At 66.2% G+C, this 22,980-nt stretch carries 20 protein-coding genes; 7 read left to right on the top strand and 13 right to left on the bottom strand.

Going from position 1 to position 22,980, the window contains the following annotated elements; genetic code table 11:
• Positions 1-118 precede the first annotated feature (118 nt).
• The 3 genes from FAS41_RS10615 (at position 119) to FAS41_RS10605 (ending at position 2,113) form a co-directional block, all read left to right on the top strand.
• On the top strand, positions 119-712 hold the full coding sequence (locus FAS41_RS10615; RefSeq protein ID WP_138521948.1) for an RNA polymerase sigma factor: 594 nt from the start codon (positions 119-121) through the stop codon (positions 710-712).
• Positions 709-1,416, top strand: a complete 708-nt coding sequence (locus FAS41_RS30820) for a hypothetical protein (protein ID WP_171049474.1) — start codon at positions 709-711, stop codon at positions 1,414-1,416. The genes FAS41_RS10615 and FAS41_RS30820 overlap by 4 nt, the downstream gene beginning before the upstream one ends.
• 127 nt (positions 1,417-1,543) lie before the next feature.
• On the top strand, positions 1,544-2,113 hold the full coding sequence (locus FAS41_RS10605; RefSeq protein WP_246084855.1) for a hypothetical protein: 570 nt from the start codon (positions 1,544-1,546) through the stop codon (positions 2,111-2,113).
• Positions 2,114-2,145: 32 nt separating this feature from the next.
• Here FAS41_RS10605 and FAS41_RS10600 read toward each other — a convergent pair whose 3' ends face one another.
• The 8 genes from FAS41_RS10600 to FAS41_RS10565 form a co-directional block, all read right to left on the bottom strand.
• A complete protein-coding gene (locus FAS41_RS10600) occupies positions 2,146-3,963 on the bottom strand; it encodes a long-chain-acyl-CoA synthetase (RefSeq protein ID WP_138521944.1) in 1,818 nt (605 codons plus the stop codon).
• Positions 3,964-4,296: 333 nt separating this feature from the next.
• Entirely contained in the window at positions 4,297-5,118 is an 822-nt protein-coding gene (locus tag FAS41_RS10595) for an SDR family oxidoreductase (RefSeq protein WP_138521942.1), read from the bottom strand.
• Between the two features lie 162 nt (positions 5,119-5,280).
• Positions 5,281-7,272: a geranyl-CoA carboxylase subunit apha gene (gene atuF / locus FAS41_RS10590; protein ID WP_138521940.1), complete on the bottom strand. Its 1,992-nt coding sequence runs from the start codon at positions 7,270-7,272 to the stop codon at positions 5,281-5,283.
• A 68-nt stretch (positions 7,273-7,340) separates the two neighbouring features.
• On the bottom strand, positions 7,341-8,138 hold the full coding sequence (gene atuE / locus FAS41_RS10585) for an isohexenylglutaconyl-CoA hydratase (protein WP_138521938.1): 798 nt from the start codon (positions 8,136-8,138) through the stop codon (positions 7,341-7,343).
• Positions 8,139-8,276: 138 nt separating this feature from the next.
• Complete coding sequence (gene atuD / locus FAS41_RS10580) at positions 8,277-9,437, bottom strand: citronellyl-CoA dehydrogenase (RefSeq protein ID WP_138521936.1); 1,161 nt, start codon at positions 9,435-9,437, stop codon at positions 8,277-8,279.
• A 191-nt stretch (positions 9,438-9,628) separates the two neighbouring features.
• Positions 9,629-11,245, bottom strand: coding sequence for a geranyl-CoA carboxylase subunit beta (atuC, locus tag FAS41_RS10575; protein WP_138521934.1), 1,617 nt, complete (start codon positions 11,243-11,245; stop codon positions 9,629-9,631).
• A 3-nt stretch (positions 11,246-11,248) separates the two neighbouring features.
• The gene (locus tag FAS41_RS10570) at positions 11,249-12,124 is read right to left on the bottom strand and encodes an SDR family oxidoreductase (protein ID WP_138521932.1); all 876 of its coding nucleotides are present in this window, start codon (positions 12,122-12,124) and stop codon (positions 11,249-11,251) included.
• 97 nt (positions 12,125-12,221) lie between these two features.
• Entirely contained in the window at positions 12,222-14,015 is a 1,794-nt protein-coding gene (locus FAS41_RS10565) for an acyclic terpene utilization AtuA family protein (protein WP_138521930.1), read from the bottom strand.
• Positions 14,016-14,234: 219 nt separating this feature from the next.
• Between FAS41_RS10565 and FAS41_RS10560 the strand changes: the two genes are divergently transcribed.
• Entirely contained in the window at positions 14,235-14,855 is a 621-nt protein-coding gene (locus tag FAS41_RS10560; protein ID WP_179955978.1) for a TetR/AcrR family transcriptional regulator, read from the top strand.
• Positions 14,856-14,971: 116 nt separating this feature from the next.
• Here FAS41_RS10560 and FAS41_RS10555 read toward each other — a convergent pair whose 3' ends face one another.
• From FAS41_RS10555 to eat, 5 genes are all read right to left on the bottom strand, one after another.
• Positions 14,972-15,736: a CPBP family intramembrane glutamic endopeptidase gene (locus FAS41_RS10555; RefSeq protein ID WP_138521928.1), complete on the bottom strand. Its 765-nt coding sequence runs from the start codon at positions 15,734-15,736 to the stop codon at positions 14,972-14,974.
• Positions 15,737-15,836: 100 nt separating this feature from the next.
• Positions 15,837-16,007, bottom strand: coding sequence for a DUF2897 family protein (locus FAS41_RS10550; protein WP_065084401.1), 171 nt, complete (start codon positions 16,005-16,007; stop codon positions 15,837-15,839).
• Between the two features lie 47 nt (positions 16,008-16,054).
• Positions 16,055-16,831, bottom strand: coding sequence for an ethanolamine ammonia-lyase subunit EutC (eutC, locus tag FAS41_RS10545; RefSeq protein WP_138521926.1), 777 nt, complete (start codon positions 16,829-16,831; stop codon positions 16,055-16,057).
• Between the two features lie 12 nt (positions 16,832-16,843).
• The gene (locus FAS41_RS10540) at positions 16,844-18,217 is read right to left on the bottom strand and encodes an ethanolamine ammonia-lyase subunit EutB (RefSeq protein WP_138521924.1); all 1,374 of its coding nucleotides are present in this window, start codon (positions 18,215-18,217) and stop codon (positions 16,844-16,846) included.
• 54 nt (positions 18,218-18,271) lie between these two features.
• Positions 18,272-19,636 carry an ethanolamine permease gene (gene eat / locus FAS41_RS10535; RefSeq protein WP_138521922.1) on the bottom strand — a complete coding sequence of 455 codons (1,365 nt, stop codon included), beginning with the start codon at positions 19,634-19,636 and terminating at the stop codon, positions 18,272-18,274.
• 301 nt (positions 19,637-19,937) lie between these two features.
• On the opposite strand from eat, the gene FAS41_RS10530 reads away from it, so the two are divergent.
• The 3 genes from FAS41_RS10530 to pyrF all read left to right on the top strand — a co-directional run bounded on the left by FAS41_RS10530 (position 19,938) and on the right by pyrF (position 22,964).
• Complete coding sequence (locus FAS41_RS10530) at positions 19,938-21,239, top strand: sensor histidine kinase (protein WP_138521920.1); 1,302 nt, start codon at positions 19,938-19,940, stop codon at positions 21,237-21,239.
• Positions 21,240-21,241: 2 nt separating this feature from the next.
• Positions 21,242-22,165, top strand: coding sequence for a response regulator (locus FAS41_RS10525; protein WP_138521918.1), 924 nt, complete (start codon positions 21,242-21,244; stop codon positions 22,163-22,165).
• A 100-nt stretch (positions 22,166-22,265) separates the two neighbouring features.
• Positions 22,266-22,964, top strand: a complete 699-nt coding sequence (pyrF, locus tag FAS41_RS10520) for an orotidine-5'-phosphate decarboxylase (RefSeq protein ID WP_024764511.1) — start codon at positions 22,266-22,268, stop codon at positions 22,962-22,964.
• The last annotated feature ends 16 nt before the right edge of the window (positions 22,965-22,980 follow it).

Genomic DNA, 22,980 nt, shown 5'->3' with positions numbered 1-22,980 from the left:
ATCCCTTCCGCCTGCTGGCCAATGGAAACCCGGCGCTACGCCGGCGCGCGCGACATCGGCGATACTGGGCAGCTGGCGCAGTGCCTGCAGACACCCGTACCGACACGGATCGAGAGAGTTGAAGATATCCCCCAAGGACGAAAACGACGCGGCCCTGCTGCGGCGCTATCGACAAGGCGACGCCGAGGCCTTCGGTGAACTTTACGCCCGCCATCGCCTCGGCCTGTTCCGCTTCCTCTGTGGCCTGTGTGGCGATCACGCCCAGGCCGAGGAAGTGTTCCAGGAAACCTGGATGAGCCTGATCCGCAGCGACAGCCAGCCGCTGGGTGCGGCCAGTTTCAAGACCTGGTTGTACCAGATCGGCCGCAACCGCCTGATCGACCACTGGCGCAAGCTCGGCCGCCACCAGGGGCGTCAGGAGAGCTTCGACGAGCAGTTGCACGGCGAGGCGCTGGCTGGCGAAAGCGTCGACCCCGAGCGCGAGTTGAGCCTGAGCCGCGACCAGCAACGCCTGCAGGGTGCGCTGGAGTCCCTGCCGGCGGAGCAGCGCGAAGTGTTCCTGCTGCGCACCCATGGTGATCTGGAGCTGAACGAAATTGCCGAGCTGACGAAAACTCCGGCCGAAACGGTGAAAAGCCGTCTTCGCTATGCAATGCAAAAGTTGCGTCGGTTGTTGTCCGACCCGTCGGTGACCGAGGAGGTGAGCCCATGAACCGCGATTCGCACGAGCAGGACCTGCTCGAGCACTACCGTCGGCACAGCGATGAGCAGCCGTCGGCGCAGCTGGACGCGCGCATCCTGGCCGCCGCCCGTGCCGCCGCGCAGGAGCAGAAACCGGGTTTCGCCCAACGTCTGCACCACTGGCTGCTGGGCGCCGGCAGTCGGCAGCGCTGGGGAGTCGCCGTGGCAGGACTGGCAACCCTGGGCATTGGCCTGAGCCTGACCTTGCGAACCTACGAGGAATCGCCGAACCGCTTCGATGCGCCAGCCGCCCCAGCGATGATGCGCGCGCCGGCTCCCGCACCGGCCATGGCACCGCCAGCGGCTCCGGCTGCCGCGCCCTATGCGGCGGAGCCGAGCATGGCTGCGCCGCAGATGGATAGCGCTGCTGCGGGGGCTGCGATGGAAGAACTCGCCAAGACGGCGCCAATGAGCAAGAAAATGGCGGTGGACAGCGCGAAAGCCGAGGCCCGGGAGCTTGCTGACACGCCGGTTCAGCCGGGCATGCGGGCCCAAGGCAAGCTGCAAGCGTTCGCGGAGGAGGCGGGTGAGCCGCGTACCAGTCTGTTGCACCTGCACGACTTGCAAGGCAAGGGTCTGAAGGCAGAGGCGGAACGTGTACGCGAGAGCCTGCGCCAGCGCTTTCCCGGTCTGGATATCGACAAGGCTCTGAAGGATCTACCTGACAATCCTTGATCAATGACAGGCCAGGTTCAGCGCTGTTCTGTCAGATTGTTCAGTAGTAGAGGCTTGTTACGGCAAGCCTCTTGCTCTGCAATGAATCTCGCGCCAGCATTGCGCGGTTTTTCTGACGGTCTGCTGCATGAAGAAGTCCCGAATCCTCATTGTCGCCAGTTTGTCCCTGCTGCTCGCCGCTTGTGGCGACGAGCACAAGGACAAGGCTGCCACGCCGGTTGCAGCTCCCGCGCCTGCCGCAGCAGTGACACCGGAGGCGGCCAGTGCGCCTGCGCCCAAGCCTGCTGCTGAGCAGCCGCGTGAGGATGAGGCCAAGCCTGCCGCCGCCAAGGCCGTAGCGTCGCCCAGGGCTCCCGCCGTCGAGGCGGCGATAAAGCCGGAGGCCAAAGCGCCTTCGAAAACCCCGGCACAGGTGAAGAAGCCGGTCGATCCGGTGGTCAAGCAGCCGCTGCCGCCCGTGAAGCTGGATCTGCGCCTGCCCAAGGATCTGCTCCATCAGGAACAGGCGGACGATCCCATCACCGTGCTCGAGGAGAAGCCGATCCTGCCGCCGATGTTCGGCGAGAAGGTCGGGCAGAGCCCGTTCGAGGTCGGCGGTCGGTTGATCCAGCGCGAACCCAATGAGCGCGAGGCCAACGACGACAGTTGGCACTCGGATATCCGCGGCGCCGAGCTGCAGTTCAAGTTCCGCAACTGATCGCTGCGTCCGCCCTTGTAGGAGCGAGGTCGTCAGAACCGGTGCACGCCGCCGCGAATCGCCTCGAACAGAGCCCCGTCCAGCGCCCGGTAGTCCGCCTCGCCGGGCAGGCGCACGTACAACGCTTCGGTCACGGATGATGGGTCGTACGCGTTGCGCTTGAGGTCGGTCTTCTTGTACTTGAAGGTACCGGTGGTCTCCACCTGCACCAGCAGACGCAGGAACAGCGGCACGGCGTACGCCGGTAGCTCGCGGTCCAGGTGCGCCGCCAGCAGCGCGGCGTCCAGGCTGGCGCCGTCGGCCAGGCGCAGCGCTGCCATCCCGCAGCGGCCGTTGGTACCGGGGATCTCCACGCCGTAGACCACTGCATCCTCCACGCCGGGGAAGGCGCCCAGGGCGTTTTCCACCTCGGTGGTGGAGACGTTCTCGCCCTTCCAGCGGAAGGTGTCGCCCAGGCGGTCGACGAACTGCGTGTGCTTGAAACCGATGTCGCGCATCAGGTCGCCAGTGTTGAACCAGGTGTCGCCTTCCTTGAACACGTTGCGGTAGATCACCGCCTCGCTCTTGGCCGGGTCGGTGTAGCCGTCGAACGGCCACTTGTCGCTGATCTCGCTGATCAGCAGGCCGGCTTCGCCCTTGTCGACTTTCTCCATGAAACCCTTGGCGTTGCGCACCGGCTGGTCGTTTTCCAGGTCGTAGCGGACGATCGCGTAGGTTGCCGGCGAGAAGCCCACCGTATTGTCGAAGTTGAACACGTTGGTGAAACCGATATTGCCCTCGCTGGAGGCATAGAACTCGGTGATCCGTTCGATGCCGAAGCGCTCCTTGAACTCGTTCCAGATCGACGGGCGCAGGCCGTTGCCGATCATGCAGGTCAGGGTATTGCCACGCTCTTCCGCGCACTGGGGCTGGTTCAGCAGGTAGCGGCAGAGTTCACCTATGTAGCCGAAGCAGGTTGCCTGGTAGGTCTGCACGTCTTTCCAGAAGGCGCTGGCGGAGAACTTGCGGCGTAGGGCAATGGCCGCGCCACCGGCGAGCACGGCGCTCCAGCACACGGTCACGGCGTTGTTGTGGTAGCACGGCAGGGTCAGGTAGAGCACGTCGCTGTTGGTCAGCCCCAGCCCGGAATGGCCGAAGCCGCCGTAGGCCTTGATCCACTTGCCGTGGCTCATGATCGAGGCCTTCGGCAGGCCGGTGGTGCCGGAGGTGTAGATGTAGAAGCAGGCGTCCTTCAGGCGGACCTTGGCGGTTTCCGGCAGGTTGTTGGAATCCTGTTCCTGGGCCAGTCGCATCAGGCTCTGCCAGCCGACTGGAGCCTGCGCCGACTCCTCACCGTCGGCGATCCAGTAGCAGCGCCCGCCGCTGTTCTCCAGGGCCGGGCGGACGTCTTCGAAAGCCTCGCGCAGCTCCTCGCCGACCACAAAGTGGCTGGGCTTGACCAGGTTGAGGCTGTGGCTGAGTACCTGGCCGCGCTGGGTGGTGTTGACCAGCGCGCCGATGGCGCCGAGCTTGGCCAGGGCGGCAAGTACCACCATGAGTTCGGCGCGGTTCTCCAGCATCACCGCGACCACGCTGGCATGGCCCACTCCCTCGGCCTGGAAGGCTCGCGCCAGGCGGTTGGCCCAGCCGTTGAAGAGGGCATAGGACAGGCGCCGGCGTTCGTCGATCAGCGCCGGGCTGTCCGGGTAGAGGCGCGCAGCGCGCTCCAGCGCCCAGCCCAGGGAGAGGTTCTTCTCGCGGTTGCGGATGCCGGTGTAGTACAGCCCGCGCAGCATGCGTGGCACGCGGCCGAGGGTGGCCGGCAGGTGGGCGAGGAAGCGGGTCGGGGTGATGATATCGGCGTGGCTCATTGACGCGTGCCCTTATTGTCATTGTTGTCTGTGGCGTGCAGACGCTTGCGAGCGACTCTAGGTCGTCGTCCGGCGTGCGCCTATGGCTGTTGCGCGCGTGGCGCAGGGCAGATCGGCAAACGCATCGGGCAGGCGTTCATCGCAGTCTAGAAAGCAGTGGCCGGACGGCCAGGGCGGGATTGTGTCGATTGGTAAATGGCGACACGGTGCCCATGGTGGGAGGGTTGGTAGGGCGGATAACCGCTTGTGGTTATCCGCCGTTAGCCCAGGTGTGGCAAACGGCGGATAACGCGTTCCGCGTTATGCGCCCTACGAAAAGGTCCGCGAGTGGGCTCAATCGAGGAACAGGTCGGGCACCAGGCTGCCGCCGTTCGGATCGAAGCGGTACTGCTCGAAGTCGCTCTGGCCCTGTTCGCGGAGGATGTCTTCGTCGATCAGCAGGCGCCCGCTGATGGTGCGTTCGCTGCTGGAGAGAATCGTGTAGGCGGCGTCGGCCATGATCGCCGGGGTGCGCGCGCGCTTGAAGGCGTCGCGGCTGCCCAGCTCGAACTCGATGGCAGCAGTGGCGATCATGGTCTTCGGCCAGAGGGCGTTGACGCTGATGCCGTACTTCTTGAATTCCTCGTGCATCCCCAGGGTGAGCATGCTCATGCCGTACTTGGTGACGGTGTACGGGCCGTGCTGGGCGAACCACTTGCCGGCCAGGTTGATCGGCGGCGACAGGCTGAGGATATGGCCCTTGCTCTGCTTCAGGTAGGGCAGCGCGGCCTGGCTGCAGACCATCACGGCGCGGGTGTTGATCTGGTACATCAGGTCGAAGCGCTTGGGCTCCAGGCGCTCCACACCGACCAGCTTGATGGCGCCGGCGTTGTTCACCACGGCGTCGATGCCGCCAAAATGCTCGGCAGCCTTGGCCATGGCGTCGCGCACGGCGTTCTCGTCGCGCACGTCCAGTTGCAGCGCCAGTGCCTTGCCGCCGGCGGCCTCGACCTCTTCAGCGACGCTGAAGATGGTGCCCTCGAGCTTCGGATGGGGTTCGGCGCTCTTGGCGGCGATGACGATGTTGGCGCCGTCGCGGGCGGCGCGCAGGGCGATCTCGCGGCCGATGCCACGGCTGGCGCCAGTGATGAAGAGGGTTTTGCCGTTAAGGGACATGGTTGGGGCTCCGTATTCTTGTGGTCTTGTTCTGACGGAATAGCGAATGGGAACTGTAGGAGCGAGCTTGCTAGCGAACCCAGGCCCCGCAGCGGGGATTGTTCGCGAGCAAGGACTAGGCGTCCCCCTCGGTCCTACGAAAAGCGAAAAGCGAAAATCGGCTCAGGCAGACTCCAGCGCCTCCACCTCCACCAGCAATTGTCGCGATTTCACCTGCTCGCCCTTGCTCACCTGCACGCGGCGGATCACGCCGTCGACGCCGGCCTTGAGCGGGTGCTCCATCTTCATCGCTTCCAGTACCAGCAGCAGCTGGCCCTTGCTGACTCGCGTGCCTTCGGCCACCAGCACATCGACGATGGCGCCATCCATCGGCGCTTTCACGGTGCCCGAGCCGGCACCGCCGGTCGCGCCAGCGGGTTCGTGGGTGACGTCGAGCAGCTCCAGGTTGCCGTCCGCGCCATATAGCCAGAGGCGCGCGCCATCGCGGTGGAAGGGCAGGCGGCGGCGAATGCCGTCGGCTTCGAGGATGGCATCGCCGTTTTCTTCACCGAGCAGGCGCAGCGCGATCTCGGCGTCACCGATTCGCGCCAGCAGTGCCGGCTGGGCGCCGTGTTCACGGACTTCCAGTTCGACGACGAATTTCTCCTCGCCATGCTTGAGCGCGAACCGCCATGGCGCGCTGCCCGCGCTACGCCAACCGGAGAGTCCCGGTTGGTGCGCGCGCTCACTGGCCGAAGCCTGGTAGAGCAGGGCGGCGGCGCAGGCCAGTTCCAGTACTTGCGGCTGGCGCGGGGCCAGGCTGGGGTCACCGGCAAACTGTTCGCCGATGAACGCGGTGGTGGCCTTGCCGGCGGCGAATTCCGGGTGCATGAGCAGGTTGGCGAGGAAGCGCTGGTTGGCGCTCACGCCCAGCAGCACGCAGTCCTCGACGGCGCGCACCAGCTTGCGCCGAGCCTCTTCGCGGGTCGCGCCATAAGCAATGACCTTGGCCAGCATCGGGTCGTAGAACGGCGTCACCGGCTGGCCTTCGCGCAGGCCGTGGTCGATGCGGATGCCATCCAGCTGCGGCGGCGTCCAGCGCAGGACCTGGCCGGTCTGCGGGAGGAAGCCGCCACCGGCATCCTCGGCGTACAGGCGCACTTCGATGGCGTGCCCCTTGAGCTGGATCTGCTCCTGGGTCAGCGGCAGCGGGTGGCCTTCGGCGACGCGGATCTGCCAGGCCACCAGGTCCTGGCCGGTGACCAGTTCGGTGACCGGGTGCTCCACCTGCAGGCGGGTGTTCATTTCCAGGAAGTAGAAGGCGCCGCTGGCGTCCAGCAGGAACTCCACGGTACCGGCGCCCCGATAGTTCACCGACGCGGCGGCCTTCACGGCTGCCGTGCCCATGGCGGCGCGCAGCTCCTCGGTCAGCACCGGGCAGGGCGCTTCCTCGATGACCTTCTGGTGGCGGCGTTGCACCGAGCAATCACGCTCGCCGAGGTAGACGATGTTGCCGTGGCTGTCGCCGAATACCTGGATTTCCACATGGCGCGGCTGCACCACGGCTTTTTCCAGGATCAGCTCGTCGCTGCCGAAGGCGTTCTGCGCTTCCGAGCGTGCGGTGCGCAGCTGTTCGGCGAGGTCTTCGTCGCGGGTCACCAGGCGCATGCCGCGCCCGCCACCGCCGGCGCTGGCCTTGATCATCAGCGGATAGCCGATGCGCTGCGCCTCGCGGGTCAGCGTGGCGTCGTCCTGCTCCGCGCCTTCGTAGCCCGGAATGCAGGGCACGCCGGCTTCGAGCATGGCGATCTTCGACAGGCGCTTGCTGCCCATCAGGTGGATGGCTTCCACGCCGGGCCCGATGAAGACGATACCGGCGGCCTCGCAGGCGCGGGCGAAGTCGGCGTTCTCCGAGAGGAAGCCGTAGCCGGGGTGGATCGCACCGGCGCCAGTGCGTCTCGCCGCGTCGAGGATGGCTTCGGGCTTCAGGTAGGACTGGCCCACGGGCGCCGGGCCGATGCACACGGCCTCGTCGGCCAGTTGTACATGGCGGGCGTTGGTGTCGGCCTCGCTGTAGACGGCCACGGTTCGGTAGCCCAGGTCGTGGGCGGTGCGGATCACCCGGCAGGCGATCTCGCCACGGTTGGCAATGAGGATCTTGTCGAAGCTGGGCATGGTGGTTGTTTCCCTCTCCCCAACCCTCTCCCTGAAGGGAGAGGGGGTTGTTCGGTGCGCGCGGTGGGTTATTGCGCCCAGTTCGGTTTACGTTTCTGTACGAAGGCCATCGTGCCTTCGGCGCCTTCCGCACCAGTCACCGCGGCGGCGAACTGGCGCGCGGCATCGTCCAGCAGCGGACCAAGGGTTTCGGTCTCGGTGGCCAGCAGCAGCGCCTTGGTCGCGGCGTTGGCCCCAGGGGCGCAGCGGCGCACCTGGTCGAGCGCCTGGGCCAGTTGCTCACCGAGGCTCTCGGCGCTGTCCGCGCAGGCATGTGCCAGGCCCAGACGCAGCGCCTCGCGGCCGTCGAAGCGAGCGGCGGTGAGGGCCAGACGGCGCGCCTGGGTCAGGCCGATGCGTTTCACCACGAAGGGCGCGATCTGCGCCGGCAAAATGCCGAGGCTGGTTTCCGGCAGGCCGAACTGTGCGTCCGCCGCTGCCAGGGCGATGTCCGAGATGCAGGCAAGGCCGAAGCCGCCGCCGAGCACCGCTCCCTCCAATACGGCGACTACTACCTGGGGCTGCGCCTGGGCTTCTTCCAGCAGGCCGCCGAAGGCGCGGTTCAGCGCGGCGTAGGCGTCGGGACCGGCGGCGCGGGCGCCGGCCATGTCCTTGATGTCGCCACCGGCGCAGAAGTGCCCGCCGGCCCCGCGCAGGACGATGGCGCGCACAGCGCGGTCGTCGCGCACGGTGGCGAGCACCGCACGCAGTTCGCCGACCATCGCCAGGCTCATGGCGTTTCGGCTGTCCGGGCGGTTCAGGGTGACGTGCAATACGCCGCCGTCAGGTTCCAGCAGCAGGGTTTCGCAGTTCGGCAGTTCGTTCATGCCGGGTTCCTCGTTCAACCGGTTCTCGCTTGTGATCGCCGTAGGATGGGTGGAGCGAAGCGATACCCATCGATACTTCGCGGCATGGGTATCGACGCTGCGCGCCTCCACCCATCCTGCGGTCCTACAAAAAAGCGCTTAGCCTTTCTTCTTGCCCGGCAGAGTGCCCATCATTTTGCAGATGATGCCCAGCATGATTTCGTCCGCACCGCCGCCGATGGAGACCAGGCGGGTATCGCGGTAGGCGCGGGAGACCGGGTTCTCCCACATGAAACCCTGGCCGCCCCAGTACTGCAGGCAGGCATCGGTGACTTCACGGGCCAGACGGCCGACCTTGAGCTTGGCCATGGAGGCCAGGCGGGTGACGTCCTTGCCGCGGATGTACTGCTCGGTGGCCTGGTAGGTGAGGGCGCGCAGGCACTCGATCTCGGTCATCAGCTCGGCCATGCGGAAGTGGATGACCTGGTTGTCGATCAGCGACTGGCCGAAGGTCTTGCGCTCCTTGCAGTAGTCGATGGTGGCGTTGACACAGTACTCCAGGCCCTTGATCCCGCTGGCGGCGCCGAACAGGCGTTCCTCCTGGAACTGCAGCATCTGCATCATGAAGCCCGCGCCCTCGGCGCCGATGCGGTTGCGCTGTGGGACGCGCACGTCGTCGAAGAACACCTGGGCGGTCTCCGAGCTGCGCATGCCGAGCTTGTCCAGGTGCGGGCTGACGCTGATGCCCTTGGACTTCATCGGCACCATGATCAGCGACTTGTTGACGTGGGGCTTGTCGTCGGAGGTGTTGGCCAGCAGGCAGATGAAGTCGGCGGAGGGCGAGTTGGTGATCCACATCTTGCTGCCGTTGATGACGTAGTCGTCGCCGTCCTTGCGCGCAGTGGTCTTCAGACCGGCGACGTCGGAACCGGCGCCGACTTCCGAGACGCCGATGCAGCCGACCATTTCACCGGCGATGGCCGGGCGGAGGAATTCCTCGCGCAGTTCATCGGAGCCGAAGCGCGCCAGGGCCGGGGTGCACATGTCGGTCTGCACGCCCAGGGCCATCGGCACGCCGCCGCAATGGATGGTGCCGAACTCTTCGGCGGCGACCACCGAGTAGCTGTAGTCCAGACCCATGCCGCCGAATTTCTCCGGCTTGGAAATGCCCAGCAGGCCCAGGTCGCCGGCCTTCTTGAAGACTTCATGGATCGGGAAGCGACCGGCCTTTTCCCATTCGTCGACGTAGGGATTGATCTCCTTCTCGACGAAGTTACGGACGGTGCGGCGGAGTTCTTCGTGTTCCTGGGTGAAGATCATTGTTGTTGTTCTCCGTGAGCCTTGGTTGTTCATCCCTTGCCCTCTCCCCAACCCTGGCTGCGCGCCCCGCTCCGAAGAGAGAGGGGGCTGTCAGGAGGAAGGCCGGGCGGTTCGCTTTACGCCGGGTCGCTTTGGCTCCCTCTCCCTTCAGGGAGAGGGCGGGGGGAGAGGGGCTTTTGCCCGCACTCCCGTCAGAACCTCGCTACCCCAAAACTATTACCCTTGAGCGGCCGCACGGCCGCCTCCGCGCAGATGTCCAGCAGATAGCCGAGCAATTGGCGCGTGTCGCGCGGGTCGATCAAGCCGTCGTCCCACAGGCTCGCCGTGCCATAAAGCGCGGTGGACTGGGCGTCGAGTTTCTGCGCAGTCATCTGTTCGAGCATGTCGAGCATCTTCGGGTCGGGCTCCTTGCCCTCCTTGGCGTGCTTCTCCTCGGTGACGATGCGCAGCACCTTGCCGGCCTGGGCGCCGCCCATCACGGCGGTGCGGCTGTTGGGCCAAGCGAAGATGAAGCGCGGGTCCAGCCCGCGGCCGCACATGGCGTAGTTGCCGGCGCCGTAGGAGCCGCCGACGACCAGGGTCAGCTTGGGCACCGTGGCGTTGGCCACCGCCTGGATCATCTTCGAGCCGTGCTTGATCACGCCCAGGCGCTCGGATTCGGTGCCAACCATGAAGCCGGTGGTGTTGTGCAGGAACAGGATCGGCGTGTTGCTCTGCTCGCACAGTTGGATGAACTGCGCCGCCTTGGCCGCACCCTGCGGGGTGATCGGGCCGTTGTTGCCGATCAGGCCGCAGGCGTGGCCTTCGATGTGCAGGTGGCCGCAGACGGTCTGGCTGTCGAACTCGTTCTTGAAGTCCAGGAAGCGCGAGCCGTCGGCAATGCGCGCGATGATCTCGCGCACGTCGTAGGGCTTCTTCGCGTCCGCCGGGACCACGCCGAGCAATTCCTGCGCAGGGTACAGCGGCTCGTCCCACGCCTGTATCGTGCGGGCCGGCAGCTGTGCGTTCCACGGCAGCGCGGCGAGGATTTCCCGCGCCAGGCGCACGCCGTCGGCGTCGTTCTCCGCCAGGTACTCGGCGGTGCCGGCGACCTGGGCGTGCAGTTCGGCGCCGCCCAGTTCTTCATCGGTGGCAATTTCGCCGGTGGCGGCCTTGAGCAGCGGCGGGCCGGCGAGGAACATCTTGGCCTTGCCGCGCACTACCACCACGTAGTCCGACAGTCCTGGCTGGTAAGCGCCGCCCGCGGTGGACGAACCATGCACCACGGTGACCTGGGGAATGCCTGCCGCCGACATGCGCGCCTGGTTGGCGAAGCCGCGCGCGCCCTCGACGAAGATGTCCGCCGCGTAGTTCAGGTTGGCGCCGCCGCTCTCGGTCAGCGCCACCACCGGCAGCTTGTTCTCGAAGGCGATCTGCTGCAGGCGCAGGGTCTTCTTCAGCCCGGTGGGGGAGATGGTGCCGCCCTTGATCGCGCTGTTGCTGGCGGTCACCAGGCAGCGCACCCCGGCGATGTAGCCGATGCCGGAGATGATGCCGCCGCCGGCCTGGGTGCCGTCCTTGTCGTCATGCAGCTTGTAGCCGGCCAGCGAGGAAATCTCGAGGAACGGCGCACCCACGTCCAGCAGCAGGTTCAGGCGCTCGCGTGGCAACAGCTGGCCGCGCTTGTCGAACTTGGGCCTGGCCTCGGCGGCCTTGTCCAGCACCTTCTGTTCGACCTCGCGGAAGCTCGCCACGGCAGCCAGCATGGCCTCGCGGTTGCGGGCGAAGTCTTCGCCCTGGGGATCGAGTTCGGATTGGATGACCGGCATCGCTTACTCCTGATCCTTCAGTACATCGGGCAGATAGGCGCGGTGGAAGCCGTTGTAGGAACGGCTCTGCCCCGGCTTCACCTTCGACAGCGGGAAGGCGCGGCTGCCCTGGCTGGCGGCGCCGTCGATGCGAATGGTGTTGCCGCTGATGAAAGCGGCGCCGGGGGAGAGCAGGAAGACGATCGCTGCGGCGACTTCCGATTCGGTGCCGATGCGCTTGAGCGGCACGTGCTCGCGCAGGGTCGGGATCACGGCCTTGAACGCGCCTTCGTAGGTGTCCATGCCGCTGGAAGCGACCCAGCCTGGCGCCACTGCGTTGACCCGCACCCCGGCGTGGCCCCACTCGATGGCGGCGGTCTTGGTGAAGTTCTCCATGCCGGCGCGGGCGGCGCCGGAATGGCCCATGCCGGGCATGCCGCCCCACATGTCGGCGAGCATGTTGACGATGCTGCCGCCGGTCTTGCTCAGGCTCTGGTTGAACACTTCGCGGGCCATCAGGAAGCCGCCCACCAGATTCGTGCGGACCACGGCCTCGAAGCCCTTCAGGTTGATCGAGGCCAGCGGTGCGGGGTACTGGCCGCCGGCGTTGTTGACCAGGTGATGGATCGGCCCGCGCTCGGCGATGACCTGCGCCACCAGCGCCTTCACCGCTTCCTCGTCGCGGATGTCGCAGCTGTTCCAGCTGGCGCTGCCGCCGTCCTCGATGATTTCACCGGCGGTCTTTTCCAGCTTCTCGGCCTTGCGTCCGACCAGCACCACGTGGGCGCCGAGGGCTGCCAGTTCATGGGCGGTGCAGCGACCGATGCCGCTGCCGCCGCCGGTGACGATGATGGTCTGGCCGTCGAACAGGCCGGGTTTGAAGATCGAGTCGTAGCTCATTGTTGTTCTGACTCCGAGGTATCCCGTAGGGCGAATGAAGCGGAACGCTTCATCCGCCGTTTGCGATTGGCGGATAACGCTGGTGGCGTTATGCGCCCTACGTTTCTAGCGAGTCGGCGAGGGCCTGCGGCACCGCCACCGGGAATTCCAGCAACTGCTGGGCAAAGGCCTTGCCCTGCGGGTCGATGCGCAGGCTGGCGACGCCGCCGCCGCCCAGGGCGTTTTCCAGCAGGAAGTTCAGGCTGTGGGTGCCCGGCAAGTGCCAGCGGCTGACGCGGCCGGTCTGCGGGTCGAGCACGTGCTGCATCCATTCGGCCACGGCACCTTCGCTCAGCGCCTCGGCAATCCACGGCAGGTATTCCGGTCGGCGTGCCATGACACCGATGTTGCTGTGGTTGCCCTTGTCGCCGGAGCGCGCCACGGCCAGTTTTACCAGCGGCACGCTGGCCTGGGCCGGTCCTTTCGCCGTGGCAACCGGGAGGTCGTCGCCCAGTGCTGATGGGTCGAAGTGATCGATCTTCGGCAAGGCTACCGATTGGCGCTGGCCGTCGATCTCCACGGCCAGCTCGCAGGCATCCTTGTCGATCAGGAAGGAGAACAGGCGGATCACCGGATACACGGTCGGGCGCCCGCCGACGATGCCGGTCAGCCCCGGTGCCATGCCGGTCGCGGCCTGGGCGATCTCGCGGGAGAACAGCACCAGCGCCTCCTTGCGGCTATGGCGCACGGCGAGCTTCACCACGATTTCGCGATTGTCCGAGCGGCGGCCGTGGGGGCCGTAGGTGGCCTCGCTGCCGAGCAGTTCCACACTCACCTCGCGGTACGGGCCCCAGCCGCGTTCCATGAGGATTTCCTCGGTCTTGGCGATGATCGCCTGGCTGACCCGCTCGGCCTTCTTCACCGCGTCGATGCCGGCGATCAGGCAGCTGGCGGTGCAGCGAAAACCATCCGGGTAGGTGGCGCTGACCTTGTATTGGCCGGTCGGCGGCAGGCCACGTGCGCCACGGACGGCGACGCGGTTGTCGCCCGCCTGGGCGAGCTGGACCTGGGTGAAGTCGCAGACCACATCGGGCAGCAGGTAGGCACGCGGGTCGCCGATCTCGTAGAGCATCTGCTCACCCACTGACAGCGGCGTCACCAGTCCGCCGGTGCCCTGCGGCTTGGTCACGACAAATGTGCCGTCAGCCTGCACTTCGACGAGAGGGAAACCGATGTGCTCGTAGTCCGGCACGCTTTCCCAGTCGGTGAAGTTGCCTCCGGTGCACTGCGCGCCGCACTCGATGATGTGTCCGGCCAGCGCGGCCTGGGCCAGTTTGTCGTAGTCGTTCCAGGCCCAGCCGAACTCGTGTACCAGGGCGGCGCTGACCACTGCGCTGTCCACCACGCGACCGGTGATGACGATGTCGGCGCCGGCCTTCAGCGCGTCGACGATGCCGGGGGCGCCCAGGTAGGCGTTGACCGACACGCACATGGGCGGCATCGGCGCATCGCTGAACATCTCTCGGATGCCGGACTTGGCCAGTTCGCCCAGGCGTGGCTGCAGGTTGTCGCCGTGCACCACGGCGATCTTCAGCGTCACGCCGGCCTTTTCGCAGGCGGCGGCAAGGGCACTGGCGCAGGCCTGAGGGTTCACCCCGCCGGCGTTGCTGATCACGCGCACCTGCTTCGAGGCGATGTCGCCCAACAAGGGTGTCATCACTTCGACGAAGTCGGTGGCGTAGCCTGCCTCGGGATTCTTCAGGCGGGCGCCGGCCATGATCGACAGGGTGATTTCGGCCAGGTAGTCGAACACCAGGTAGTCCATTTCCGCGCCGCGCACCAGTTGGGCGGCGGCGGTGGAGGTGTCGCCCCAGAAGGCGGAGGCGCAGCCGATACGTACGGTTCTAGTCATTGTTCTGCCCGTGACGCTGAGTGATGGATCGACATTACCAAGCAAGCGCTTGGTTGAAAAGCCCCGAAAGCGCGACAACCCCAACCATTGGATGGCCAAGCGCTTGCTTGGTTGGGGTTCGCGGGCTTACATTTCGTCAGACAACACAAGCACTTGCAGGGCGTTTCGATGAATCGTCCTGAGCAGATCGGCCAATGGGCCTCATGGGGAGAGAACAGCGTGGATGACCGCAAAGCCCGCGAAGTCATGCTGGAGCTGGTCAAGACCGGGCAGATCACCGACCCGGAAAGCGCCCGCGGCAAGCTGTTGCACACGGCTGCGCACCTGTTCCGCAGCAAGGGCTACGAACGCACCACGGTGCGCGACCTGGCCGGCGCGGTGGGTATCCAGTCCGGCAGCATCTTCCATCACTTCAAGAGCAAGGATGAAATCCTCCGCTCGGTGATGGAGGAAACCATCCTCTACAACACCGCCCTGATGCGTGCCGCGCTGGCCGATGCGACGACCCTGCGCGAACGCCTGCTGGCGCTGATCCGTTGCGAGCTGCAGTCGATCACCGGGGGTACCGGCGAGGCGATGGCGGTGCTGGTCTACGAATGGCGCTCGCTGTCGGAAGAAGGCCAGGCGTATATCCTCAGCCTGCGCGATATCTACGAACAGATGTGGCTGGAAGTGCTGGAGGAGGCCCGCCTGGCGGGATTCAGCCAGGGCGATCCGTTCATCCTGCGGCGCTTCCTCACCGGGGCGCTGTCCTGGTCGATCACCTGGTTCCGCCCCGAAGGCAGCCTGACGTTGGACGAACTGGCCGAGCAGGCGTTGCTGCTGGTGATGCGCGAGTAATTTCTGGTGCTCGACGTAAGGCTCTTCGTAGGAGCGAGCTTGCTCGCGAACCAGCCCCGCAGCAGGGTTTGTTCGCGAGCAAGCTCGCTCCTACGGGGATAGCCCGCAGTGCGGGATCAGATAATCCGCAACGGATAGCTGAACAGCAGCAGGTGCAGGCAGTTCACTGCCGCATGCAGCAGAATCGGCACCAGCAGGCGCCCGCTGAAGTAGAACGCCAGGCCATAACCCAGGCCGGCGATGCCGGCGACCACGGCGAAAAGCGGATTGATCGGCCAGTGCACCATGCCGAACAGCACGCTGGCGACCGCGACCCCGGCAAAGGCGCCGAAGCGGCGAACCAGCTCGCTTTGCAGCAGGCCGCGGAAGAAGGCTTCCTCGGTCAGCGAGATCACGCAGACGTTGACCAGCATCCACAGCCAGAAGCCGGGCGGCCATTTCGGGTTCCAGACCACCAGACCACCGGCGACGGCCACCAGCGGCACGGCGAACAGCGTGGTGACGATGACGATGGCGGCGAAATCCGGGGAGCGTTTCTCCGTCGGCACCGGGTCGCGGCGCAGCCACCAGGCGAGCAGAGTGGCGCCGACCAGCGCCTTGTCCCAGGACAGGTGCAGGGCGTAGACGGGGGCGTCCGGGCTGAGCTGGCGCACCGGCCAGAGTGTCCACGAGGTAGTGCCTGGCAGCAGGTGTGCGGCCAGGGCGATACTGAGCACCAGGCACACCAGCCACCAGAGCAGGCGCGGCAGGCGATGCTCGCCGTAGAGGGTCCAGGCCAGGTAGATGGCGCCGATCAACAACCCCACCGGCTGGACGAATCCCAGTGCGAATCCGCAGAGCAACAACACGATGGGCAGCAGCGGCAGGAGTTTCCTGAGCATTCTTTCCTCCAACAAGGAGGCGCAGTCTAGGCAATTTAGGCTGCCGCTGGCCATCGCTGCGGCCAGTTTTTGACTGAAGCGTCAGTCAGTTAGGCGATTTTCAACGCTTGTCTTCGGCTTCCTTGGCGTCCATTTCGGCATTGCGCTCATGGATGCGCTTGAGCTGCTCCTCGGTGAGCGGGAGCTTTTTCGCGGTATCGCGCAGCATCATCAGCGCGCCGACGATGGAGCCCAGGGCTAGGGCAATGATCAACCAGGCATACCAGGGCATGGTCCCGTCTCCGACAGTGGCAGTGGACTATCACGATACGCTGTGATTCAGACCTTGTCAGGCGCGGGCCGGTTCAGACTGATCGCTTCGGGCAGGTCGCTGTCGTCCTTCAGCCGGACGCCGCTCACCCGCAGGCGCAGGGCCTGTTGCAGCAGGTGGGCGAGCTTGTGTGCCGCCAGCCCGTAGGGCAGCCCCTGCGGTCGCACGTTGGAGATGCAGTTGCGCTCGCTGTCCATGCGGCCCACGCGCGGTTGCCAGGTGAGGTACAGGCCGAGGCCGTCCGGCGAGCTGAGGCCGGGGCGCTCGCCGATCAGCACCAGCGCCAGCTTCGCTCCCAGTGCCTCGCCGATGCCGTCGCCAATGGCCACGCGGCCCTGTTCGGCGAGCACCACCGGCGTGTGCTGCCAGTCGGTGACGAAGCGCTCGCGCAGCGCACTCAGCAGCGGCAGCGCGTGCTGCTGGACGGCAAAGGAGGAGAGACCGTCGGCGATCACGATGACCAGCTCCGCAGCGAGCTTCTCGCCCTTGAGCTGCCACTGGCTGTCCGGGTGCAGGGCTCGGCCCAGATCCGGACGCAGGAGGTAGGTCTGGCGGTCCGGCGCCTCGCTGCGTGCGCGCAGGACTCGGAAGCCTTCGTGGGTCAGCGATTGCTGCAGTGCCTCGAAGTCCAGCGGATGGTGCACCGCATCGCGGGCCTGGGCGTGGGCCAGGCCAAACTTCAGTACCTCTCGGGTCGGCAGGCTGGAGCCGACACGGCCCAGCGCGATGCGCGCGGAAGTGTGCGCACGCAGTTCATCCCAAGGGTCGTTCTGGATCAGGTCCATGCTGGCTCCTCCTCAAAATGCCCGCAGCAGATCGTGGCCACGGCCGATCTGCCGCAATTGGCCCGAGGCTTCGGTGATCGCCATCTTAGCCAGCCAGGCGTCGAACTCCGGCGCGCGCTTCAGGCCCAGGGTGCTGCGCAGGTAGAGGGCGTCGTGGAAGGAGGTGCTCTGGTAGTTGAGCATGATGTCGTCGGCGCCGGGGATGCCCATGATGAAGGTGATGCCCGCCGCGCCCAGCAGGGTCAGCAGGTTGTCCATGTCGTCCTGGTCGGCTTCGGCGTGGTTGGTGTAGCAGACGTCGCAGCCCATGGGCACGCCCAGCAGCTTGGCGCAGAAGTGATCCTCCAGCCCGGCACGGATGATCTGCTTGCCGTCGTAGAGGTATTCCGGGCCGATGAAGCCGACCACGCTGTTGGTCAGCAGCGGGCGGAACTCGCGGGCCACGGCGTAGGCGCGGGCTTCGCAGGTCTGCTGGTCGACACCATGGTGGCCACCGGCTGACAGTGCGCTGCCCTGGCCGGTCTCGAAGTACATGACGTTGTCGCCCAGCGTGCCGCGCCCCAGCGACAGTGCCGCCGCGTGGGCCTCACGCAGCAGGGCGAGGTCGATGCCGAAGCTCTCGTTGGTCTTCTGCGTGCCGGCGATGGACTGGAACACCAGGTCGATCGGCGCGCCTGCCTCGATGGCCTGGATCTGCGAGGTGACGTGGGTGAGCACGCAGCTCTGCATGGGAATCTCGAAGCGCTGGCGCAGCTCGTCCATCATCTGCCACAGCTGCATCAGGGTGGCCTGCGAATCGCTGGCCGGATTGATGCCGACGACTGCATCCCCCGAACCGTAGAGCAGGCCGTCGAGCATGCTGGCGGCGATGCCGCGCACATCGTCCGTGGGGTGGTTGGGCTGCAGGCGTACCGAGAGGTGCCCTGGAAGCCCGATGGTGTTGCGGAAGCGAGTGACCACGCGGCATTTCTTCGCCACCAGGATCAGATCCTGATTGCGCATCAGCTTGCTCACCGCGGCGGCCATTTCCGGGGTAATGCCTTTGGCGACGCTGGCGAGCGTGGCGCTGTCGGTGCTGTCCAGCAGCAGCCAGTCGCGGAAATCGCCGACGCTGAGGTGGCTGATCGGCGCGAAGGCGGCGGCGTCATGGCTGTCGAGGATGAGTCGGGTGACTTCATCTTCCTCGTAGGGAATCAGCGCCTCGTCGAGGAAGCGCTTGAGCGGCACCTCGGCGAGGGCGATCTTCGCCACCATGCGCTCTTCGTAGCTATTGGCGGCCAGGCCCGCCAGGGCATCGCCGGAGCGCGCGGGGCTGGCCTTGGCGAGCAGGGTCTTCAGGTCGGGGAAACGGTAGGTCAGGCTACCGACAGTGGTCTGGTAGGTCATGCGGACATCCCGGTTATCCCGCGCCCCGCTGCAAGGGCAGGGCGCGGATGGCGATCAGGCTCCCGTCAGCATAGCGTCCGCCGGGGCGCTGGCGCGATGGGCGGCGGTGAGCTGGAAGTAGACGAAGCCCGCCGCCATGAAGGCCAGGAAGATGCCGGCGATCTGCAGGTTGAACCAGACCATGGCCACCAGGCACAGCACAGCCAATGCCAGGGCAATGCCGGGCACCACGGGGAAGCCCGGTGCGCGGAAGCTGCGCTCGAGATCGGGCTCGCTGCGACGCAGTTTGAACAGGCTGAGCATGCTCATGATGTACATGACGATGGCGCCGAACACGCTCATGGTGATCATTGCCGCCGTCAGGCTCATGCCTTGCAGGGCGATCAGGCCGTCGCTGTAGATAGCCGCGATACCCACCAGGCCACCGGCGATGATCGCCCGGTGCGGGGTCTGGAAACGCGAGAGTTTTGCCAGGCCGCGCGGCAGGTAGCCCGCGCGAGCCAGCGCGAAGAACTGCCGCGAGTAACCCAGGATGATGCCGTGGAAGCTGGCGACCAGGCCGAACAGGCCGATCCAGACCAGCATGTGCAGCCAACCGGAGTTCTCGCCGACCACCATCTTCATGGCCTGTGGCAGCGGGTCGTTGATCCCCGACAGCGCCTTCCAGTCACCCGCGCCGCCGGCGAACAGCATCACCCCGAGGGCGAGCACCACCAGGGTGAGGATGCCGCTGACGTAGGCCTTGGGAATGGTACGTTTGGGGTCTTTCGCTTCCTCGGCAGCCATGGCCGCGCCCTCGATGGCGAGGAAGAACCAGATGGCGAAGGGAATCGCCGCGAAGATGCCACCGATCGCCGCGCCGCCGAAGCTGTCGGAGCCGGCCCAGCCATTGAGCACGAAGTTGCTGAAGCTGAAGCCCGGCGCCACCACGCCCATGAACACCAGCAGCTCGCCCACCGCAAGAAGGGTGACGATCAGCTCGAAGGTGGCAGCGATGCTCACACCGAGGATGTTCAGCGTCATGAAGATCAGGTAGGCGCCGACCGCTGCGTGCTTCGGATCGAGCGACGGGAACTGCACGTTGAGGTAGGCGCCGATGGCCATGGCGATGGCCGGCGGGGCGAAGACGAACTCGATCAGCGTGGCGAGGCCGGCCACCAGCCCGCCTTTCTCGCCGAAGGCGCGGCGGCTGTAGGCGAAGGGCCCGCCGGCGTGAGGAATCGCCGTGGTCAGCTCGGTGAAGCTGAAGATGAAGCAGGTGTACATGGTCGCTACCAGCAGGGTGGTGACCAGGAAGCCGAGGGTGCCGGCCACGCCCCAGCCGTAGCTCCAACCGAAATACTCACCGGAAATCACCAGACCCACGGCGATGCCCCACAGGTGCAGGGTGCCGAGGGTGGGTTTGAGTTGCGTGCTCATGCGAGGTCTCCAAGACAGAGGATGAAAGACACGACCCGTGCCTTCGTGCAGTGGCCGTGCCATTCCCCGGAACCCGGTCGCAAAGTGCCTGATCGCGTCGTTTCGTGAACATTCGCCACCTGTTCGCCTGCTTCGAAGCGGTGCGGTGCTGTTGCGCGCGTCCCGTTCGGGTGCGCCGCAGGAGCGCTTGTTGCAGTGCGATGACCACGCCGTGAAGCTTCCTGGCCACGCGACGGCTGTCACAGGATGGCAATCTGCCGCTGGTCTACTGGCGCCCATTCCAGCGACCGGAGATTCGCCGATGACCACCCGCGCCCTGCACGAGCTGTTGCGCCAGGTTGCGCCCTTGGCCCCGGAACTGAGCATCAGCGACGTGGCCGAACGCTTCCTCGATGCCGAGCACCGTTCCTTCCTTTCGCTGCCGGTGGTGGATGCCGCCGGAATGCCGCTGGGGCTGGTCAGCCGTAATGGCCTGCAGGACATTTTCATGCAGCGCTTCGGCCGCGACCTCTGGGGGCGCCGTCCGGCCAGCGACGTGATGAACGCCCAGCCGCTGAAAGTACGCGGCGACCTGAGCCTCGAAGAAGCCTCGCAACAGGTTACCGCCCAGCTGAGTTACCCGATCACCGAGGACTTCGTTCTGGTGGACGAGCAGGGACGCTACCTCGGTCTGGGCACGGTGCTCGACCTGCTCAAAGCCATGGAGCAGCGCGTCGCCCAGCGCAATCAGGTGCTAAACAAGACCCTGCAGGACCTGCGCGAATCCCAGGCGCAACTGGTGCAGTCGGAGAAAATGGCGTCCCTCGGGCAGATGGTCGCCGGGGTTGCCCATGAGCTGAACACTCCGCTGGGCTATGTGAAGAACAACGTCGCGCTGCTGCGCGAACTGCTGATTCCGCTGCTGGGCCTGACCGAAGCGCAGACCCTGCTCAACGATTGCCTGGACGATCCGGATTGCAACGCTGAACAACTGGCTCGTGCCCGCGCCGCTTTCGAGCAGGCCCGCGACGAAGCTGCGCTGGAGCAGTTGGTGGGCGATCTCGACCAGCTGTTCGGCGACACCGACTTCGGCCTGGCGCAGATTGGCGAACTGGTCGGCGGCCTGAAGGACTTCGCGCGCCTGGACCGTGCCCGCAGCGAGGAAGTCGACCTCAACGACTGCGTGCGCAGTGCGCTGCTGATTGCCCGCAACAGCATCAAGGAAAAGGCCGAGGTTGCGACCCAGCTCGGTGCGCTGCCCAAGGTCGCCTGCGCCGCCAGCCAGATCAACCAGGTGCTGCTCAACCTGCTGACCAACGCCGCCCAGGCGATGGAGAAGTTCGGCCTGATCCAGGTGAAATCCTGGGCGGACGAAACCCATGTGCACCTGTCTGTGCAGGACAACGGCAAGGGCATGAACGAGGAGGTGCGCACGCGCATCTTCGACCCCTTCTTCACCACCAAGCCGGTGGGGCAGGGTACGGGCCTGGGCCTGTCGATCAGTTACAAGATCGTCCAGGACCACGGCGGCCGCATCCGCGTGGCGTCCGAACCCGGACGCGGCACGCGATTCCTCATCAGCCTGCCGATCCAGCAGGCCAGCGAACTGAAACGGAGCGCCTGAACATGAGCCAGCAGCCTGTCCGCATCCTCTTCGTCGACGACGAGGAGCGCATCCTGCGCAGTCTCGCGATGCAGTTCCGCCGTCACTACGACGTGCTGGTGGAGACCGATCCGCACAAGGCCCTGCAGCGCCTGCGCGAGGAACGCATCGATATCCTCGTCAGCGACCAGCGCATGCCGCAGATGACCGGCGCCGAGTTGCTCGCCCAGGCCCAGGAGATCGCCCCGGACACCCTGCGCATCCTGCTGACCGGGTATTCGGACCTCGACGCCGCGGTGGAGGCGCTCAACAGCGGCGGTATCTTCCGCTACCTGACCAAGCCGTGGGATCCGCAGGAAATGGCCTTCACCCTGCGCCAGGCCGCCGAGATCGCCCAGCGCCAGGCACCGGCCGAGCCCATCGATACCAAGGCCATCAGCCGAGTCGTCGCGCCTCTCAATGTGCTGTTGCTCGACGAGGACGCCGAGACACTGGCCTGCGTCGGCGAGTTCTGCAGCGCCGGCACCCACCAGCTGCACCGTGCGCGCAACCTGGCCGAGGCCATCGTGCGGCTCAACAGTGAGCCCATCGACATCCTCATCAGCGACCTGAAACTCGCCGGCGAGGACACCGCGCCGCTACTCAAGTCCCTGGCCCAGGCCCATCCGCGCCTGCTGAGCATCGTCGTTACACCGTTCCGCGACACCCAGGACCTGCTGGCGCTGATCAACCAGGCGCAGATCTTCCGCTACCTGCCCAAGCCGATCCGCCGGGGACTGTTCGAAAAGGGCCTGAAGGCCGCCGCCGAGCAGGCGCTGCTCTGGCGCGCGCAGCCTGAGCAGAAGGTCGCGCGCATCGCCGAAGTACCGCGCGAGGAGCGCGAGCGGGAGAAGGTCGGCAGCCTGCTGGGTATGCTCGGCCGCCTGCGCGAGCGGCTGAGTGCCTGATCGCCGTCGGCGACGCAGCATTCCTGCCGGGCGGGCTACGGAAGTCGGCGCGTTTCTGCGACAATGCGCGCCGATTTTTTCGATACCCGCGAGAGAGCCCATGTCCGCCTGCCAGACCCCGATCATCGTCGCCCTGGATTTCCCCACCCGTGAAGCCGCGCTGGCGCTGGCCGATCAGCTCGATCCGAAGCTGTGCCGGGTGAAGGTGGGCAAGGAGCTGTTCACCAGCTGCGCCGCCGGCATCGTCGAGACCCTCAACAGCCGCGGCTTCGAAGTCTTCCTCGACCTGAAATTCCACGACATCCCCAATACCACCGCGATGGCCGTGCGCGCCGCCGCCGAGATGGGCGTGTGGATGGTCAACGTGCACTGCTCCGGCGGCCTGCGCATGATGAGCGCCTGTCGCGAGACCCTGGACGCCTTCAATGGACCGTCGCCGCTGCTGATCGGCGTGACCGTACTGACCAGCATGGAGCGCGAGGACCTGGCCGGCATCGGCCTGGACGTCGAGCCGCAGGAGCAGGTGTTGCGCCTGGCAGCTCTGGCGCAGAAGGCCGGTATGGACGGTCTGGTCTGTTCCGCCCAGGAAGCGCCGGCCCTGAAAGCCGCGCACCCGGCCCTGCAACTGGTTACCCCCGGTATCCGTCCGGCCGGCAGTGCCCAGGACGACCAGCGCCGCATCCTCACCCCGCGCCAGGCGCTGGACAACGGCTCCGACTACCTGGTGATCGGCCGCCCGATCAGCCAGGCCGCCGACCCGGCAAAGGCCCTGGCCGAGATTGCCGCCAGCCTGGCCTGATCGCGTTCTCCGGACA

The organism is Pseudomonas nicosulfuronedens, assembly GCF_005877905.1.
GTDB lineage: Bacteria > Pseudomonadota > Gammaproteobacteria > Pseudomonadales > Pseudomonadaceae > Pseudomonas > Pseudomonas nicosulfuronedens.
This window is presented reverse-complemented; position numbering and strand designations above follow the sequence as displayed.